Annotated in this window: 16 protein-coding genes; 9 read left to right on the top strand and 7 right to left on the bottom strand. The window is 53.9% G+C overall.

The features are described 5' to 3' along the window. Positions 1-62: 62 nt before the first annotated feature. Positions 63-689, top strand: coding sequence for a YbhB/YbcL family Raf kinase inhibitor-like protein (locus J8X26_RS10350; RefSeq protein ID WP_208950856.1), 627 nt, complete (start codon positions 63-65; stop codon positions 687-689). Between the two features lie 21 nt (positions 690-710). Then, on the top strand, positions 711-1,553 hold the full coding sequence (locus J8X26_RS10345; protein ID WP_208950855.1) for an AraC family transcriptional regulator: 843 nt from the start codon (positions 711-713) through the stop codon (positions 1,551-1,553). A gap of 91 nt (positions 1,554-1,644) precedes the next feature. On the opposite strand, the gene alaC is transcribed toward J8X26_RS10345, so the two are convergent. Together alaC and J8X26_RS10335 are read right to left on the bottom strand one after the other, a co-directional pair. Continuing rightward, on the bottom strand, positions 1,645-2,889 hold the full coding sequence (alaC, locus tag J8X26_RS10340) for an alanine transaminase (protein WP_152324487.1): 1,245 nt from the start codon (positions 2,887-2,889) through the stop codon (positions 1,645-1,647). 146 nt (positions 2,890-3,035) lie between these two features. Continuing rightward, positions 3,036-3,572 carry a GNAT family N-acetyltransferase gene (locus J8X26_RS10335; protein ID WP_208950854.1) on the bottom strand — a complete coding sequence of 179 codons (537 nt, stop codon included), beginning with the start codon at positions 3,570-3,572 and terminating at the stop codon, positions 3,036-3,038. Between the two features lie 146 nt (positions 3,573-3,718). Here J8X26_RS10335 and J8X26_RS10330 point away from each other — a divergent pair, with 146 nt between their 5' ends. Both J8X26_RS10330 and J8X26_RS10325 read left to right on the top strand, forming a co-directional pair. Further along, complete coding sequence (locus tag J8X26_RS10330) at positions 3,719-5,422, top strand: sensor histidine kinase (protein ID WP_165058406.1); 1,704 nt, start codon at positions 3,719-3,721, stop codon at positions 5,420-5,422. A gap of 97 nt (positions 5,423-5,519) precedes the next feature. Then, the gene (locus J8X26_RS10325; RefSeq protein WP_152324490.1) at positions 5,520-6,269 is read left to right on the top strand and encodes a LytTR family DNA-binding domain-containing protein; all 750 of its coding nucleotides are present in this window, start codon (positions 5,520-5,522) and stop codon (positions 6,267-6,269) included. Between the two features lie 37 nt (positions 6,270-6,306). Here J8X26_RS10325 and glk read toward each other — a convergent pair whose 3' ends face one another. Further along, positions 6,307-7,272 carry a glucokinase gene (gene glk / locus J8X26_RS10320; protein ID WP_152324491.1) on the bottom strand — a complete coding sequence of 322 codons (966 nt, stop codon included), beginning with the start codon at positions 7,270-7,272 and terminating at the stop codon, positions 6,307-6,309. A gap of 317 nt (positions 7,273-7,589) precedes the next feature. Between glk and J8X26_RS10315 the strand changes: the two genes are divergently transcribed. Further along, positions 7,590-8,852 carry an ion channel protein gene (locus J8X26_RS10315; protein ID WP_208950853.1) on the top strand — a complete coding sequence of 421 codons (1,263 nt, stop codon included), beginning with the start codon at positions 7,590-7,592 and terminating at the stop codon, positions 8,850-8,852. Here J8X26_RS10315 and J8X26_RS10310 read toward each other — a convergent pair. Beyond that, the gene (locus J8X26_RS10310) at positions 8,849-9,547 is read right to left on the bottom strand and encodes an aspartate/glutamate racemase family protein (RefSeq protein ID WP_208950852.1); all 699 of its coding nucleotides are present in this window, start codon (positions 9,545-9,547) and stop codon (positions 8,849-8,851) included. The two genes, J8X26_RS10315 and J8X26_RS10310, sit on opposite strands and share 4 nt — an antisense overlap. Positions 9,548-9,648: 101 nt before the next feature. Further along, entirely contained in the window at positions 9,649-10,122 is a 474-nt protein-coding gene (locus J8X26_RS10305; protein WP_208950851.1) for a multidrug/biocide efflux PACE transporter, read from the bottom strand. A 133-nt stretch (positions 10,123-10,255) separates the two neighbouring features. On the opposite strand from J8X26_RS10305, the gene J8X26_RS10300 reads away from it, so the two are divergent. Beyond that, entirely contained in the window at positions 10,256-11,143 is an 888-nt protein-coding gene (locus J8X26_RS10300; protein WP_208950850.1) for a LysR family transcriptional regulator, read from the top strand. Here J8X26_RS10300 and J8X26_RS10295 read toward each other — a convergent pair. Then, positions 11,132-12,790, bottom strand: coding sequence for an alpha-keto acid decarboxylase family protein (locus J8X26_RS10295; RefSeq protein ID WP_208950849.1), 1,659 nt, complete (start codon positions 12,788-12,790; stop codon positions 11,132-11,134). The two genes, J8X26_RS10300 and J8X26_RS10295, sit on opposite strands and share 12 nt — an antisense overlap. A gap of 350 nt (positions 12,791-13,140) precedes the next feature. On the opposite strand from J8X26_RS10295, the gene mgrA reads away from it, so the two are divergent. Then, positions 13,141-14,130, top strand: a complete 990-nt coding sequence (mgrA, locus tag J8X26_RS10290) for an L-glyceraldehyde 3-phosphate reductase (protein WP_208950848.1) — start codon at positions 13,141-13,143, stop codon at positions 14,128-14,130. A 159-nt stretch (positions 14,131-14,289) separates the two neighbouring features. Beyond that, positions 14,290-14,706: a DUF2502 domain-containing protein gene (locus tag J8X26_RS10285; protein ID WP_152324498.1), complete on the top strand. Its 417-nt coding sequence runs from the start codon at positions 14,290-14,292 to the stop codon at positions 14,704-14,706. A 77-nt stretch (positions 14,707-14,783) separates the two neighbouring features. Here J8X26_RS10285 and J8X26_RS10280 read toward each other — a convergent pair whose 3' ends face one another. Next, complete coding sequence (locus J8X26_RS10280) at positions 14,784-16,013, bottom strand: Nramp family divalent metal transporter (protein WP_152324499.1); 1,230 nt, start codon at positions 16,011-16,013, stop codon at positions 14,784-14,786. A 416-nt stretch (positions 16,014-16,429) separates the two neighbouring features. Here J8X26_RS10280 and J8X26_RS10275 point away from each other — a divergent pair, with 416 nt between their 5' ends. Then, complete coding sequence (locus tag J8X26_RS10275; RefSeq protein ID WP_152324500.1) at positions 16,430-17,617, top strand: NupC/NupG family nucleoside CNT transporter; 1,188 nt, start codon at positions 16,430-16,432, stop codon at positions 17,615-17,617. Positions 17,618-17,810 lie beyond the last annotated feature (193 nt).

Here is a 17,810-nt window from a genome sequence, read left to right as displayed (position 1 = left end):
CGAAGCGCATCGCGATAGAATCTCTCCATACCCCAGTCCAATGACATGCAGAGGATTTTCCAATGAAATTGATCAGTCAGAATTTTGAGAACGGCGCACCGATGCCGGGCGAGCTGGCATTTGCCGTTCAGGATGCACAAAACCACCTGGCGCTTTCCTCCAACCGTAACCCGCACTTAGCCTGGAGCGACGTACCGGAAAACACCCGTTCGTTTGCGCTGATTTGTGTGGATCCGCATGTACCGGGCCGTCCGGACGACGTGAATCAGGAAGGCAAGGTGGTTTCCGCATCATTGCCGCGTATCGATCTGTTCCACTGGCTGCTGGTGAATATTCCTGCTGATACCCGTGAGATTGCCGAAGGCAGCCACAGCGACAGCGTGACGCCAAAAGGCAAACCGGCGTTGCCCGCTGAAGCCGGAATGCGTCATGGCATCAACGGTTATACCGCGTGGTTTGGCGACGACGAAAATATGGGCGGCGATTACTACGGTTACGACGGTGCCTGCCCGCCGTGGAATGATGAAATTGCGCACGACTACGTGTTTACGCTGTATGCACTGGATATTCCTTCACTTGAATTACAGGATAAATTCTACGGCCCGGATGTGCTGGCCGCTATCGAAGGCCACGTTCTGGCGCAGGCCAGCCTGACCGGGACTTACACCTTAAATCCGGACGTGAAGTAATGCCCTCTGGCAGGAGAAACGATGCCCTCTGAAGGTCGCAGCAATGCAGGAAATCTTCTGCCAAACCAACTGCCGGTCATCCACGACCGGCTTTTTTCGCTGGCGCGGCCTTATCTGCAACAGCCGCATCAGGTGTCCAGTTTCCGGTTTTTCGAGCCATCGCTGCTGCGGGTGAATTCCGGGCAACTGACGCTGAGTCAGGAGCACGACGCGCCGGTGAAGCTGGGAAACACGCCGCATCTGATGGTGATTTCGCAACATACGCAGGCGCACGTCAGCAAAACCGTCAGCGCAGAAAGCGGGATTTTCTCGTCGCTGTTTCTCGGGTTTTCGCCTGCGCTGATCGCCGGGTTTTACCGCGATAACGCTTCGCTTCTGTCGCCCCTCACGCCGCTTAACGGCTTTCAGATCGTACCGCTGGACGATGAATTACAGGAAACGCTGGATTATTGTCTGCACGGTCTGAAAAATCCGGCCAGCACGGCGGTGCAGCAAAACCGTCTGACCGGCGTGCTGATCGCACTGGCGGAGCGCGGAATTTTATTTATGCCGCGCGCCGGGGAACCGCTGGGCACCCGGCTGACCACGCTGCTGGCTTCCGCGCCGGAATTTGCCTGGACCGCCGCCAGCGCCAGCCAGCAACTGGCTATGAGTGAAGCCACGCTGCGGCGGCGGCTGGTGGAAGAGCAAATCAGCTTCCGGACATTGTTGCAGGATATCCGCATGCATCATGCCATGACCCTGCTGCAAACCACGCGCTGGAGCCTGTCACAAATCGCCGATGCGTGCGGCTATCGCGCCAGTTCGCGGTTTTCCCTGCGTTTTCGCGAGCGGTTTGGCTGTTCACCTGCTGACATCCGTTAAACAAAGAGCCGTTAATAAAAAGAGTGAATAAAAAAGCCAGTCACCTCCGATGACTGGCTTTGATGTTTTCCGCTTTTAACGCGTCAGAAAATTATTCAGATTCAGCCGGCGGTTCGTTACCGTTTTTTTTCGGTGCCAGCAGGCCATCGGCGCGGAACATCGCTTTAATGCCGCGCACCGCCTGACGGATGCGATCCTGATTTTCGATTAACGCGAAACGCACATGGGTATCGCCGTAATCACCGAAACCAATGCCCGGCGACACGCAGACTTTCGCATCCGCCAGCAGACGTTTGGCGAATTCCAGCGAGCCTAAGTGGGCATACGCAGGCGGGATTTTCGCCCAGACGTACATCGACGCTTTCGGATTTTCCACCATCCAGCCCGCCTCGTGCAGCCCGCGCACCAGCACGTTTCGGCGCTGACGATATTGTTCGGCAATGTCTTTCACGCATTGCTGGTCGCCTTCCAGCGCCGCAATCGCCGCCACCTGCAACGGGGTAAATGTGCCGTAATCGTGATAACTCTTGATACGCGCCAGCGCGCTGACCAGCTCAGGATTGCCGACCATAAAGCCGATACGCCAGCCCGCCATGTTGTAGCTTTTGGACAGCGTGAAGAATTCCACCGCGATGTCTTTTGCGCCCGGCACCTGCATGATCGACGGCGCTTTCCAGCCGTCATACACGATATCGGCATACGCAAGGTCGTGGATCACCAGTACGTTGTATTGTTTAGCCAGCGCCACCACGCGCTCGAAGAAATCCAGTTCCACGCATTGCGCCGTCGGGTTCGACGGGAAACCGAGGATCATCATTTTCGGTCGCGGAATGGTTTCGCGAATGGCTTTTTCCAGCTCGGCAAAGAAATCCACACCTTCCGCCAGCGGCACGGAGCGTACCTGCGCACCGGCAATCACTGCGCCGTAGATGTGGATCGGATAACTTGGGTTTGGCACCAGAACGGTATCACCGTGATCGAGCGTCGCCAGCATCAGATGCGCCAGCCCTTCTTTCGACCCGATGGTGACGATAGCTTCGCTTTCCGGATCGATTTCAACCTGATAGCGGTCGGCATACCAGCGGGAAATCGCCCGGCGAAGACGCGGAATGCCGCGGGATGTCGAGTAACCGTGCGTGTCTTCACGCTGTGCAACCTGCACCAGCTTTTCCACGATGTGCGGCGGTGTCGGGCCGTCAGGATTCCCCATACTGAAATCGATAATGTCCTCGCCACGGTGGCGTGCAGCCATTTTCAGCTCAGCAGTAATGTTGAAAACATAAGGGGGAAGACGATCGATACGCGAAAAACGACGGGGTGAACTGGAATCAGCCATAATTTCCTCTGGGATACGTAAGCGCCCGGACCGTCCGAGCGACGCTGGCCGCGTTGCGGCCTTCAACGAACATATCGCAGAGGAAAAAATCTGTCGAGAGATTGAGCAACATTTTTTTAACTAAAGTTTTTAGCTAAGATCTTTAACTAAAGGCGCGTATCGCTGGCAAGCAGCCCCAGCAGCCAGTCATTTTTCCATTCTTCGCCAATGCGGTAGCTGTCACGCAGCCTGCCTTCATACTGAAAACCACATTTCTCCAGCACGCGTCGCGATGCGTCGTTACCTTCCAGCACGTTGGCCTGCAAACGGTGGAATCCGCACTGGTCGAAAGCAAAATTTAATACTTCGCGTAATGACTCGACCGCATAGCCTTTGCGCTGATGTTCCGGTGCCAGAATGAAGCCCACTTCGCCCTGCTGATACGGACACCAGTCGGGGAAAAATCCGGTCAGCCCCACCGCCGCGCCGGTTTCTTTTTCGCGGATCAGCAGGCAGAGCCAGAAATCGCAGTAGCGATCCCAGTTGCCAAGACGCTGCTCAAAACGGCTGTGAACCTGCGCGGGCGTTTCAATATCACCGATAAAACGCATGACTTCCGGCGTCTGGTACAACCGCAAAAAGAACGCCCAGTCGTCAGTCTGGATTGGCTGCATGATAAGCCGCGGCGTTGATAACGAGATCATTTCTGGCTGTTCTCCATTTTTAGATAGCGTTTTGGACCTGAACCGGACCGCATTCCGTCCTTTGGTGGTGAATCTCTGACCTTTTATTTATAATAACGGCTGAATCCATTTGGCACAGATATGTATTACTGTGCAGAGAAATCACCATGCCTCACATGTTTGATATGCTGCTGGCGGTCTTTGACCGTGCGGCGCTGATGCTCATCTGTCTGTTCTTCCTCACGCGTACCCCGCTTTTCCGTAAACTGCTGCACAAAGAAAATGATAATCATACGGCGCTGGAACTGGCGGCGGTCACCGCGATTTTCTCGCTGTTTGCGATTTTCGGCACACTTTCGGGGATAAACGTTGAAGGCTCGCTGATTAACGTGCGGACTATCGCCATTATGTCCGGCGGCATTCTGTTCGGGCCGTGGGTCGGTATTATTACCGGCGTGATTTCGGGTACTCACCGTTTTCTTATCGACATTCACGGGCCGACGTCCATTCCGTGTCTGATCACCAGTATTACCGCCGGTTTTCTTTCTGGCTATATCAATAAAAAAGTCAAAAAAGCACTGCACTGGAAAGTCGGTATTCTGGCCGGCATGCTGTGCGAAACGCTGACCATGATCCTGATTTTACTGATGGCCCGGCCGTTTTCGCTCGGGCTGGATATCGTGATGAATATCGCCGCGCCGCTGATCCTCGGTGCCAGTTCGATTGGCCTTATCGTGATTCTGGTGCAAAGCGTCGAGGATGAAAAAGAAGTTATTGCTGCCCGGCAGGCGCGGCTCGCGCTGGATATCGCCAATAAAACGCTGCCCTACTTCAGGAATATCAACGCTGAATCGTTAGACAGCATTTGCCGGATTATCCGCGATGATATCGACGCCGATGCCGTCGCCATTACCGATACCAGGAACATTCTTGCGTACGTCGGCACGGGCGCGGAAGAATACAATATCGGCCACGAAGCGCTCAGCGAGATCACCAAGGCTACGCTGGAAAGCGGCCAGATTACCGTCAAAAATAACGACGAGATGCACCGCACACCCCAAATTCACTCGCTGATTATTATCCCGCTGTGGGAAAAAGGCGAAGTGACCGGTTCCCTGAAAATCTATTATTGCGACCCGCACCGAATAACCTATTCCCTGAAAGTCATGGCGATCGGGCTGTCGCAAATTATGTCGACGCAGATGGAAGTTTCGCGCACCGAGCAGCTGCGTGAGATGGCGAATAAAGCTGAAATGCGCGCCCTGCAAAGTAAAATTAACCCACATTTTCTGTTTAACGCACTGAATGCCATATCGTCTTCAATTCGCGCCCGCCCTGACGTCGCACGGCAGCTGATCATCAATCTCTCCCGCTATTTGCGCTATAACCTGGAACTGAACGATGAGCTGATTGATCTGCGCAAGGAACTGCATCAGGTGCAGGATTACATCGCCATCGAGCAGGCGCGGTTTGGCAGCAAGCTGACGGTGATTTATGACATTGATGACGATATTTCGGTGAAAATCCCCAGCCTGCTGATCCAGCCGCTGGTGGAGAATGCTATCGTCCACGGGATCCAGAAGTGCAGCGGAAAAGGTGTGGTGGTGATTTCAGTGAAGCATCAGCCTGACGGCGTGAAGGTTTCTGTGAAAGACACCGGCCACGGCATCAATCAGGAAACCATTGACCGCGTTGAGCGCAACGAAATGCCGGGCAATAAAATCGGCCTGCTAAATGTGCATCACCGCGTTTCGCTGTTATACGGCCAGGGGCTGACAATCCGCCGCCTTGAACCGGGGACGGATATTTCATTTTTAATCACCAAGGCCTCTTCCGCAGTGGCAAATGCCCTTGAGAGCAAAATAGCCTGAAGCGGAAGACCCGTGCAGTTACTGTTCGCTAATTATCATTTTTTGAAGCATTTAACCTGCCGCCCGCGTTTCGGGCGAACGCATCGGGGAATATTCCATGAAAGCCATTATCGTCGAAGATGAAATACCGGCTCAGGAAGAACTGAGTTATCTGATTAATACGCACAGCAGCATCAAAATTGAAGCGATATTCGATGACGGGCTGGATGTGCTGAAATATCTGCAAACGAATGAAGTCGATGCGATTTTCCTCGATATCAGCATTCCTTCGCTCGACGGCGTTTTGCTGGCGCAAAATATCAGTAAATTTGCGCATAAGCCTTACATTGTCTTTATCACCGCCTACAAAGAACACGCCGCCGAAGCCTTTGAAATCGAAGCGTTTGACTACATTCTCAAGCCGTATCACGAATCCCGTATCGTCACGATGCTGCAAAAACTCGAATCGCATTTTCAGCGTGACAGCCAGGATAAGCAGGAAGCTTCCGCGCCCGCGCCGAGTAACGCGCCGCGCGTCAGCCACAGCATTAATCTCATCAAAGATGAGCGCATTATCGTGACGGACATTAACGATATTTATTACGCAGCCGCGCAGGAAAAGGTGACGCAGGTGTATACCCGCAAAGAAGAATTCACCATGCCGATGAATATCACCGAACTGTGCAACCGCCTGCCGGAGGAGCATTTTTTCCGCTGCCACCGTTCGTATTGCGTGAACTTGTCGAAAATCCGCGAGATTGTGCCGTGGTTTAACAACACCTACATTTTGCGGTTAAGTGATCTGGATTTCGAAGTGCCGGTCAGCCGGAGCAAGGTAAAGGAATTCAGGCAGTTAATGCGGTTCTGATGTTACGGCCTCCCCTTTACAAGGGAGGCCGTAAACATTAAATCGTCAAACCAATCGACTGACGCAGATAGGCACCTGCGCCCAGTAATCCCGGCTGATCGTGGGTGATAAGGAACACCGGAATATCCATCAGATAATCTTTGAAACGCCCTTTATCTTCGAACGCCGCACGGAAACCGGAGGCTTTGAAAAATTCCAGGAAGCGCGGCACAATCCCGCCCGCGATGTACACACCGCCAAACGTCCCCATGTTCAGCGCCAGATTGCCGCCAAAACGCCCCATGATGACGCAGAATAACGACAGCGCACGACGGCAGTCGACGTTTTCGTCTGACAGCGCCAGCTCGGTGACATCTTTAGGTTTGAAGTTTTCCGGTACGCGGTTATCGGATTTAACAATAGCGCGGTACAGATTCACCAGCCCCGGTCCTGACAGAATGCGTTCCGCAGAAACGTGGCCCATTTCGGTGCGCAGCTGTTCCAGAATAATGTCTTCTTCTTCGCTGTTTGGTGCGAAATCAACGTGACCGCCCTCGCCCGGCAAACTCATCCACTGTTTGTTGGCGTGGATCAGATGCGCAACCCCCAGACCGGTGCCCGCGCCGTAAATCACCGCCGGTTTGCCGTCCTGCGCTTTTTTGCCACCAAACTGCAGCAAATCCGCTTCTTTGAGCATCGGGATCGCCATGGAAACGGCGGTGAAATCGTTAATCACTTCCAGATGTTTCAACCCGAGGCTTTTCTTCATCTCCGCAATGGAGAAGGCCCAGGTGTGGTTAGTCATCGCAACCCAGTCGCCGGTAATCGGGCAGGCAATCGCGATACATGCATCCTCAACTTCCTGTTGCTGCTGCGAAAGATACTCACGAACCGTGGCTTCGAGGCTGTCATATTCCAGCCCGGAAAAGGTCTTCGACTGAGAAATCTCACCGCTGTCCAAAGCGCAAAGCGCCAGGCGGCAGTTGGTGCCCCCGACATCGCCCACCAGGGAGTATTTGGTCATGTTATTCTCCACAAAAAGTAAATTCGTTATGCTGCGCACCCGCGCAAAAGTTGCTGTGCTAAAGAGTACGCTGCCGGGCGCGCTGATGTAAGCTGCACATCACTTAACGACCGGCGAAAGCCTGCCAGCGGGGCAAAGCTTACAGATTCGTGTGGGCAAAATAGCGGTAATTGCTATACGCTGCAACGCAGTTTTGAACCAACGCACATTTATGCGGCATGTCACACAAAATAATGTCGACCGCCGGTAAACAGACCTTGCTGAGTTTCATCTAAGCTATTAGGGCAAACAAAACTATAAAATAAGGAAATACTTGCATGTTTCATCCCCGCGCCAGACTCATGCTGGCCTTTGCGTTGCCTGCGATCATTATCGGCGTGCTGTCGAGCCTGATTCTGGTCGCCATTATGATGCTTGCCGGTGCGTTACAAACTTTGCTTTGGCAAAACATTCCCGCGGTTTTAAATGTGAATACTCAGTCCGCCAGCTGGACGCTGTTCATGCTGACGCTGACCGGGGTCGGGGTGGGCGCATTAATTAAATATATGCCGGGCCACGCGGGGCCGGATCCGGCGACCGAATCTCTGATTGGCGCGCCGGTTGCAGTCAGTTCACTGACCGGTCTGGCGTTAGCCTTAATGCTCGGGCTGGCCGGGGGCGTCAGTCTCGGTCCTGAATATCCGATTACCGTGATTAACATTGCGCTGTCCGCCGCGTTTGGCGCGCGGTTTATGCCGAAAGTACCGACCACCGACTGGGTGATTCTGGCTGCCGCCGGAACCATCGGCGCGTTGTTTGGTACACCGATTGCCGCCGCGCTGATTTTCTCGCAAACGCTGGGCACCAATAAAGATGTGCCGCTGTGGGACCGGCTTTTCGCGCCGCTGCTCGCCGCGGGTGCGGGGGCGATTACCACCGATCAGTTTTTCCAGCCTGACTTCTCGCTGACCATTCCGGCTTATGACAGCTCACGGCTGATTGATATTTTCAGCGGTTCGGTGGTGGTGTTAATTGCGATTGCGCTGGGGATGCTCGCCGTCTGGCTCTTTCCGCATATGCACCGGTTGTTTAACAGTATCCAGAATCCTGTGCTGCGGCTAGGTCTCGGCGGGTTTGTGCTCGGGCTGCTGGCGCTGATTGGCGGAGAAATCACGCTGTTCAAAGGGCTTGATGAGATGAAGGAGCTGGCGCATTCGAATCAGCTGTTTGAGATGGGGCCGCTGCTGGCGATCACGCTCACCAAGCTGGCGGCGTTAGTGGTCGCGGCGGCCTGCGGTTTTCGTGGCGGGCGTATTTTCCCGGCGGTGTTCGTCGGGGTTTCACTGGGTCTGATGTTGCATCAGTATGCCCCGGATGTGCCGGCAGCGGTCACCGTTTCCTGCGCCGTGATGGGCATGGTTTTAGTGGTCACGCGCGATGGCTGGCTCAGCCTGTTTATGGCTGCCGCCGTGGTACCGGGGCTTAAATTGCTGCCGCTGCTGTGTATCGTGATGTTACCAGCCTGGCTGATGCTGGCCGGTAAACCGATGATGCTGGTGGCGAAACAGTCATTACGCCGTCAGGATCCTGACGCAGGTTAATGGTCTTTCAGGGCGAACTCGGCCGCTGCCAGCGCGTGAATGGCAGTCGTATCGAAAACGGGAACGTCCGCGTCTTCAGCGCCGACCAGCAGGGTGATTTCGGTACAGCCGAAAATAATGCCTTCCACGCCCTGCTGTTCCAGGCTGGCAATAATCCGCCGGTATTCCTCGCGTGAGTCGTCCCGGATAATCCCCAGACAGAGCTCTTCGTAGATGATCCGATGGATGATTTGGCGGTCACCGGCATCCGGCGTCACGACATCAATCTGATGCAGTTCCTGTAAACGTCCGCGGTAAAAATCCTGTTCCATGGTGAAACGTGTGCCCAGCAGGCCAATTTTCTTCAGCCCGTGCGCTTTGATTTTTCCGGCGGTAGCATCGGCAATGTGCAGCAACGGCAGGCCGCCAATCCGCTCAATATCACCGGCCACTTTATGCATCGTATTCGTGCAGACCACAATGACATCAGCCCCGGCGCGCGCCAGCGAGCGGGCCGCGTTGCCAAGAAGTTCGCCCGCCTGCTGCCAGTCACCGGCCATTTGCAGCTTTTCAATCTCGTAGAAATCGACGCTGTAGAGGAACAGTTTGGCCGAGTGTAATCCGCCCAACTGTTGTTTTATGTGTTCGTTAATCATCCGGTAATACGGCACGGTGGATTCCCAGCTCATGCCGCCAATCAGCCCTAACGTTTTCATTTCTGCTTCCCTTTTGTCTGCGTGACAAAACCATAACCGACAAAAAGCCCGCAAACAAAGAAAATGTCTGCGGGCTTTTTCCGGACGAAGGTCAGCGGGAATTAATGCTTCGCCGGGCAATCCTGAACCATTTCGCGGCGCTGCATCCAGCGCTGGCGCAGCGTGTCGTACAGCCAGTTATACGCCACGGTGTACGGCAGGAAGAACAGGAAGAACCCGATTTCCAGCATAAACGCATCGAGCAGGCCGATACCCAGCCACAGCGCGGCAATCGGCAGGCCAATCAGAATGAACCCGCCCTCGAAACCCAGCGCGTGAGCAATACGGATTTTCAGTGTTCGCACCACGCGGGTCACCGGCCAGAATTTGTCGAAGTAGGTGTTGTAAATGATGTTCCACACCATTGCCGTCGTCGACAACATGATAGCCAGCGCGCCCATTTCCCAGATCGGTTTATTCAGCGCCCATGCGGCGACCGGGGCGGAGATCAGGACGGCCAGCGTCTCGAAGCCGACGGCATGAAAGATGCGCTCGCCCAATGTTTTCTGAGATGAATTGCGTGTTTGCTTAGACATAAAAACCTGCCTGATTCCTGATAATTAATGGGTGACGGTTGTCACAGGCGGGCATTATCATCACTAAATAAGATGGATGAAAGATAGTAAGTATCGATAAAGTAGATGGATTGAAATCACAGGAGAGTTGTTTATGCGCTATTCACCGGAAGCCCTGACGGCGTTTGTAGAGGCGGCCGACGCCGGATCTTTCTCCGCCGCCGCGCGCAAATTGCGCAAAAGCCAGTCGACGGTCAGCACGGCGATTGCCAATCTGGAAGTGGATTTAGGCGTAACGTTGTTTGATCGCCAGAGCCGCCATCCGGTGCTTACGCCCGCCGGACAGCGCGTTCTGAGCCACGTTCAGGCCATTCTGGCCGCCAGCGAGCGCCTTGATGAGCTGGCCGTGCGGTTATCCACGCAGCCAGAAACCCGCCTGACGTTTGTGCTTTCCGATACCTATCAGCCGACCCACCATGAAGCGCTGCTGCGCCGGTTTGAGCAGCGTTATCCGGATATCGAATTTGAATGTCAGATTGCCGAAGATCAGGACGTCATCGAGCTGTTGCAGTCAGGTCGCGCGCATATCGGCATGGTGGAAGCCCAGGCAAGTTATCCGCCGGATATTGGCGCGGCGCGTCTGCCCGAGCAGACGGATATGTCGATTTTTTGCAGCCGTGAACACCCGCTGGCGAAAATGGAGAGCCTGCAACCCGAGCAGTTACACACGTTTCGCGAGCTGTGTTTACAGCCATACAGCCGTCGTGAAATGCCGCGCGCGCAGGGCCAGGTGTGGTCAGCGCCCAGTTATCTGATGCTTTTGGAAATGGCGGAACAGGGATTTGGCTGGGCGACGCTGCCCCACTGGCTGGTGAAACAGTTCGGGCATGACAAACTGATGACGCTGCCGTTGCGCGGCTGGCCGAAAAAGATTTCCGTGGATGCGGTGTGGAGTAAAAATAATCAGCCCGGCCCGGCGGGAAGCTGGTTCATCGACCAGCTGATTGACCCGCCGGAAACGGACGACGATTTATTGCCCTGAATTACGTTTCGCCAGCGATTTTGTCACCGAGCTTAACAGTTCGGGGATATCCATTTTCGGCAGAACCACTTCAATCCAGGCCATCTGGCGATGCGCACCGGCTTTTTCGATCGCCTCTTTCAGCGCCTGAGGAGAATCGGCCCGCGCGGTGAAAACATCATTGCCGCCAAACGCCGACGGGAACTGCGTCCAGTTCCACTGTGCGATGTCATTGTAGCGCTGCGTTTCGCCGTGGATCGCCCGCTCAACCGTATAGCCGTCATTATTAATGACGAAAATCACTGGCGGCAAACCATAGCGGATCGCCGCGCCCAGCCCCTGCAGGGTCAGTTGTGCAGAACCGTCGCCGATGAGCAACACCACGCGGCGCGCGGGAGCCGCAATCTGTACGCCAAACGCGGCGGGTAGAGTGAAACCAATCGAGCCCCACAATGGCTGGACGACAAACTGGCTATCTTCCGGCAGGTTCAGCGCCGCCGCGCCGAAACATGCGGTGCCCTGCTCGGCGACCAGAATATCGCCTGGTTGCAGGAAATCCTGAATCTGCTGCCAGAATTCGTATTGCCCGAAATGTCCTTCGTGCGAGGCAGGCAGTGCCGTGCGTTTCACCGGGTAGGGTTGCCAGCCGGAAGCCAGTTCCGCGGTCAGGCGATGCAGGACGCTGACGGTTTTAGCCATCGGTAACTGGTGGAAAATCTGATCGCCCACGCGGGCAGAAAATGGCTGGAGATCAATGCATTTGCCGTCGGGGAGTTGCTGGGTAAATCCGGCTGTGATCGTGTCGGTAAATTTCACCCCGACGTTAATCACCACATCCGCGCCTTCAATGGCCTCGCGGGTTGACGCCGCGCTGCCTGCGCCGGAATAGGTTCCGGCGAAATTCGTTTGCTGCTCGTTAAACAGCCCTTTGCCCATCAGCAAGGTGGCGTGCGGCAGCGGCACTTCTTCCATCCACTCTTCCAGCGCGGCTTTGAGGTCAAAGCGGTCGGCAAGGAAATCTGCCAGCAGCGAAACGCGTCTTGCATCGCGCAACTGAGTTTCAGCGGCGGCAACAAAAGCTTCCAGAGAAGATGGCGAAAATGGCGGCTGACGCGCCGGGAGCGCGTGGGCTCGGGTTGTGACCGGCAACGCAGCGACGTCACTGGGCAGCAAAATATAGCCCGGACGTGAGTGGTAGATCACTTCTTCAATCACGCGGTCGATTTCAGACAGCGCATTTTCCGGCGTCAGCGCGGCTTGCGCGACGCTCACCGGTTGCGACATCCGCATGAAGTGGCCGAAATTGCCGTCGCCCAGCGTGTGGTGCATCAGTTCGCCTTTGCGCTGCGAGGTCAGCGCCGGTGACCCGACAATGTGGATCACCGGAACATATTCGGCAAAGCTGCCCGCAATGCCATTGAGCGCGCTCAGTTCGCCCACGCCAAAGGTCGTCAGGAGCGCGCCGATGCCTTTGGTACGCGCATATCCGTCTGCACCATACGCGGCGTTAAGTTCATTAGTACAGCCGACCCAGGTGATTTGCTGATGATTAATCACGCTGTCGAGGAATTTCAGGTTGTAATCCCCCGGCACGCCAAACAGTTCGGAGATCCCGCTAAATGATAAGCGGTCTAAGAGATAGTCACCTACGGTATAGATATTATCCATGACGATCCTCTGTTAAAAATAGAGTAAACAGTTAATCCCACTAGCCTAAGTATTACTCCAAACAGGGGAATAGGATATTTATTATTCGAAATAGAATGTGGAAACGCAGAGTTACAGCGTTGCACTGAGATCACGCAGGCGTCTTTGTTCAGCAGTTACGGTAATAGAAAAAGAATCCGGGATTTAAGCTGCTGCGCCTTTATTCATGCAAACAAGCGCTACGTAAACAGGAAATAAGGATTGTTCCGGATGTGATCTGAATATCTGGAAATGCTTGTGAAAGCGCATACACTAAAAGGGCTTTTTACCTCATTCTTACATGATTCATACAATTTAAAAGAAAGGTCTCTATGCCGTATTTAGCGAGTCCCAATCGTTACGAGAAAATGGAATACCGCCGCTGTGGCCAGAGCGGGCTAAAACTCCCTGTCGTTTCCCTTGGCCTCTGGCACAATTTCGGGGATAACGCTCACTTTGAGAATGGCCGGAAGCTTATCCGCCACGCTTTCGACCACGGGATCACCCACTTTGACCTCGCCAATAACTATGGCCCGCCTCCGGGTTCTGCCGAGCAGCATTTTGGCCGTATTTTGCAGGAAGATTTGCTGCCGTATCGTGACGAGCTGATCATCTCTTCGAAAGCCGGTTACACCATGTGGGACGGCCCTTACGGCGACTGGGGTTCAAAAAAATATCTGGTTGCCAGCCTGAATCAAAGCCTGAAACGCATGGGGCTGGATTACGTGGATGTCTTCTATCATCACCGCCCGGATCCGGACACACCGCTGGAAGAAACCATGGCGGCGCTGGATTTGATCGTACGTCAGGGCAAAGCGCTGTATGTCGGCTTATCCAATTATCCCGCTGCGCGCGCCAAAGAAGCCTTTGAGATCCTCAAACAGCTCGGTACGCCGTGCCTGATTCACCAGCCGAAATACTCGATGTTTGAACGTTGGGTTGAAGCCGATTTACTCGATACGCTGGCGGATTACGGCGTGGGCTCGATTGCCTTTTCGCCACTGGCGGGCGGCGTGCTGACGGACCGCTATCTGGCGGGCATTCCTGAAGATTCCCGCGCGGCCAGCGACAGTAAATTCCTGACCGCCGAACAGCTGACGGAAGAAAAACTGGCGAAAGTGCGTCAGCTGAATGACATTGCGCAGGCGCGCGGGCAGAAACTTTCCCAGATGGCACTGGCCTGGGTGCTGCGCGGCGATCGCGTGACGTCTGTGCTGATTGGCGCCAGCAAAACCGGGCAAATTGATGATGCGGTTGGCATGATGGCTAACCGTCATTTCAGCCCGGAAGAACTGGCGGCCATCGAAGCGATTTTAGTGTAAACGGTTACCCACCTGCTTAATAAACGCGCCTTTATGGAGTTTCCGTAAGGTTTCCGTTAAGGCGCGTAAATCAATCAAAACAGGATTGTAAGCAATAGAACCCGCCCCCTCTTCCCCTTATAACTGTCAGCATAAATTATAAGGAATCTGGGGCCGTCTATGATTAAGCCAATACTTCTCGGGACATTGCTGTTTGCTTTGCTGCCTGCCGCAGCGCCTGCTGTACAGGCCAGCAACTTTAGTCTCAATACACCCGGTCTTTCCATCAGCATTGGCGACCGTGACCGTCGCGGTTATTACTGGGATGGGTACGACTGGCGCAACCCGAGCTGGTGGAACAGTTACCGTGGTCACAATTATGGTCATCGTGGCCCGCGCGGGGATTACTGGGACGGCTACCGCTGGCGCGATCAGGGCTGGTGGAATCATCGCCATCCACCACGTCGTCCGATGCCACCGCCGCGTTATTATCATGGCGACCACGGACGTCCGCATTATGACCACGGCCGCGGACCGGATCGCGGTCACGGACACGACCGGGATCACCGCGGCGGGCATGGCGATCATCGCCATTAATTCAGTGAATGACACAAACAAAAACGGGACAGCGCAAACTGTCCCGTTTTTTATGGCCTGAATCTTTCAGCCGGATATTATTTCAGCATACCGATCAGCAGATAAAGGTTGAGGCTGACGACAATCAGCACGATGATGCGCCCCGCCCACTGCACGGTTTTGGTATTCACCATTTCGCCCATCAGGCTGCGGTTACCGGTAAACGCCAGCAGCGGCAGCAACGCCAGCGCAATCCCGAAACTCAGCAGTACCTGGCTCATGACCAGAATTCGCGTGGCATCCAGCCCCATCAGAATCACGATAAAAGACGGCATCATAGTGACCGTACGGCGCACCCACAGCGGAATGTAGAATTTAACAAAGCCCTGCATCACCACCTGACCGGCCAGTGTACCCACCACGGTTGAGGATAAACCGGCAGCGACCAGGCTCAGGCCAAATGTCGTCGCAGCGGCGTGGCCGAGCAGCGGTTGCAGCGTCAGATAAGCTTCATCGAGTTCACTGATCCCGCTGTGTCCGCTGAAATGGAACGCTGCGGCGGCGGTCGCCATCATCGCCAGATTAACGAAACCGGCGATAGTCATCGCGATACCGACATCCAGTTTTGTCGCGGAATAACGCTGCTCTTTCGATGCCTTACCGCCTCGCTGAGTCAGCGAAGAGTGAAGATAAATGACGTGCGGCATGATGGTCGCGCCCAACACACCGGCGGCCAGATAGACGGAATCGCTGGTGGGCAGTGCAGGGATCAGCATGCCTTTGCCCAGCGCTACCATGCTTGGCTGAGAGAAAAACAGCTCGACAATATAGGCGGCGGCCACGAACAGCAACAAACCGGCGATAACCAGTTCCAGCGGTTTTTGCCCGCGTTTTTGCAGACCCAGGATAATAAAGGTGGCAATCCCGGTGAGCACGGCGCCCTGAAGCAGGGTAACCCCGAGAAGTAATTTGAAGCCGATCGCCGCACCGATAAACTCAGCGAGGTCGGTCGCCATCGCGATGATTTCTGCCTGCACCCAGTAAGCCCAGACGGCAGGACGCGGGAAACGGTCACGGATGTGTTCGGCGAGGTTTTTCCCGGTGGCAATACCCAGTTTGGCAGACAAGAGCTGGATCAGCATTGCCATGACATTGGCCCAGACCACCACCCACAGCAACTGATAACCATACGAGGCACCGGCCTGAATGTTAGTCGCAAAGTTGCCCGGATCGATGTAACCGATGGCGGCAATAAACGCCGGTCCCATCAGTGAAAGCTTCATCTTTCTGGCTGCGCGGCCTGTAGATTCGGCCCGGCTGTTCAGCATAGTCAGTTAACCCTTACGATTGTTACGCTTACATAAATCATAGCTAATTGATAATGATTATCAAGTGCATTTAGAATGATCTGAGTAATTACTTTGATAGGCAGTAGCGTAAGCGGCAAAGTGTGAACTGAGTGGTTAATCATTCTGTGAGCTTTCATAAAGACTTACAGAACGCTTTTTCCTAAAACAGACATTTACTGGCCAGATTCAGAACGCATTACGGCACATGATAAAACTAGCACAAGAATGCTAACTGTGCTTAGTTTTATTAACATCTTGATTTTTTGTGTGATAGGCCTCGATTTGTTGCAATTCGTGTCTGTAATTTCTATATTTGCAAGCGACTTCACGTTTTAAATGTACGCGTTACATAAAATGTCCGTCGAAATATAGCCTGCCTCTAATTTGGAGCACCCATGTCCCGAATATTGCACTTTGTATTAGCGTTGGCCGTTGTCGCTGCACTCGCTTTACTGGTGAGCCGTGACCGGAAGAATATCCGTTTACGTTTCATTGTTCAGCTGTTGGTCATCGAAGTCTTATTAGCCTATTTCTTCCTGAACTCTTCAATCGGTTTAGGTTTTGTGAAAGGCTTCTCAGACTTGTTTGAGAAATTATTAGGATTCGCTGCGGAAGGGACCGGCTTCGTATTTGGAGGCATGAGCGATAAAGGATTAGCGTTCTTCTTCTTGAAAGTCTTGTGTCCGATCGTGTTTATTTCCGCACTGATCGGTATTTTACAACACATTCGCGTACTGCCTTTCGTCATCCGTATCATCGGTACAGTCTTGTCGAAAATTAATGGCATGGGAAAACTGGAATCTTTCAACGCCATCAGCTCCCTGATTTTGGGTCAGTCAGAAAACTTTATCGCGTATAAAGATATTCTGGGCAAAATGTCTGAAAAACGTATGTACACTATGGCAGCCACAGCTATGTCGACCGTTTCTATGTCGATTGTGGGTGCGTACATGACCATGCTGGAACCGCGCTTCGTTGTTGCTGCGCTGGTGCTCAACATGTTCAGTACCTTCATCGTACTGTCGTTAATTAACCCTTATAAAGTTGATTCAGAAGAAGACCTGCAAATCGGTAACACGCACCAGGGTCAGAGCTTCTTTGAAATGCTGGGTGAATATATCCTGGCCGGTTTCAAAGTCGCGATCATCGTTGCAGCCATGTTGATTGGTTTCATCGCTCTGATTTCCTGCCTGAATGCGCTGTTCGATGTGGTGTTCGGTATCACCTTCCAGGGCGTGCTGGGTTATGTCTTCTATCCATTCGCATGGATGATGGGCGTGCCAAGTCACGAAGCGTTGCAGGTCGGCAGTATCATGGCAACCAAACTGGTTTCCAATGAATTCGTTGCGATGCTGGATCTGCAAAAAGTGGCGACCGAACTTTCACCACGCGGCGTGGGCATCTTGTCCGTGTTCCTGGTGTCTTTCGCCAACTTCTCGTCTATCGGTATCGTTGCCGGCGCTATTAAAGGCCTGAACGAACACCAGGGCAACGTAGTTTCACGCTTCGGCCTGAAACTGCTGTACGGCTCAACGCTGGTCAGCGTGTTGTCAGCTTCTATCGCGGGTCTGGTACTGGCGTAGTAAGTAGCAACAGAACGACAAAGAAAGGCGCTCCGGCGCCTTTTTTTATGCCTGCAATTCAGGGAACCGAAAGGGAGATAGCAGAAAACAAAAAACCCGCCGAAGCGGGTTTCTTTAATATTTGGTGGAGATAAGCGGGATCGAACCGCTGACCTCTTGCATGCCATGCAAGCGCTCTCCCAGCTGAGCTATA

Source organism: Rahnella sp. ChDrAdgB13 (assembly GCF_017655185.1).
GTDB classification, from domain to species: domain Bacteria; phylum Pseudomonadota; class Gammaproteobacteria; order Enterobacterales; family Enterobacteriaceae; genus Rahnella; species Rahnella contaminans.
Note: the sequence above shows the minus strand (reverse complement) of the source record. Positions and strands in the feature narration are given on the sequence as shown.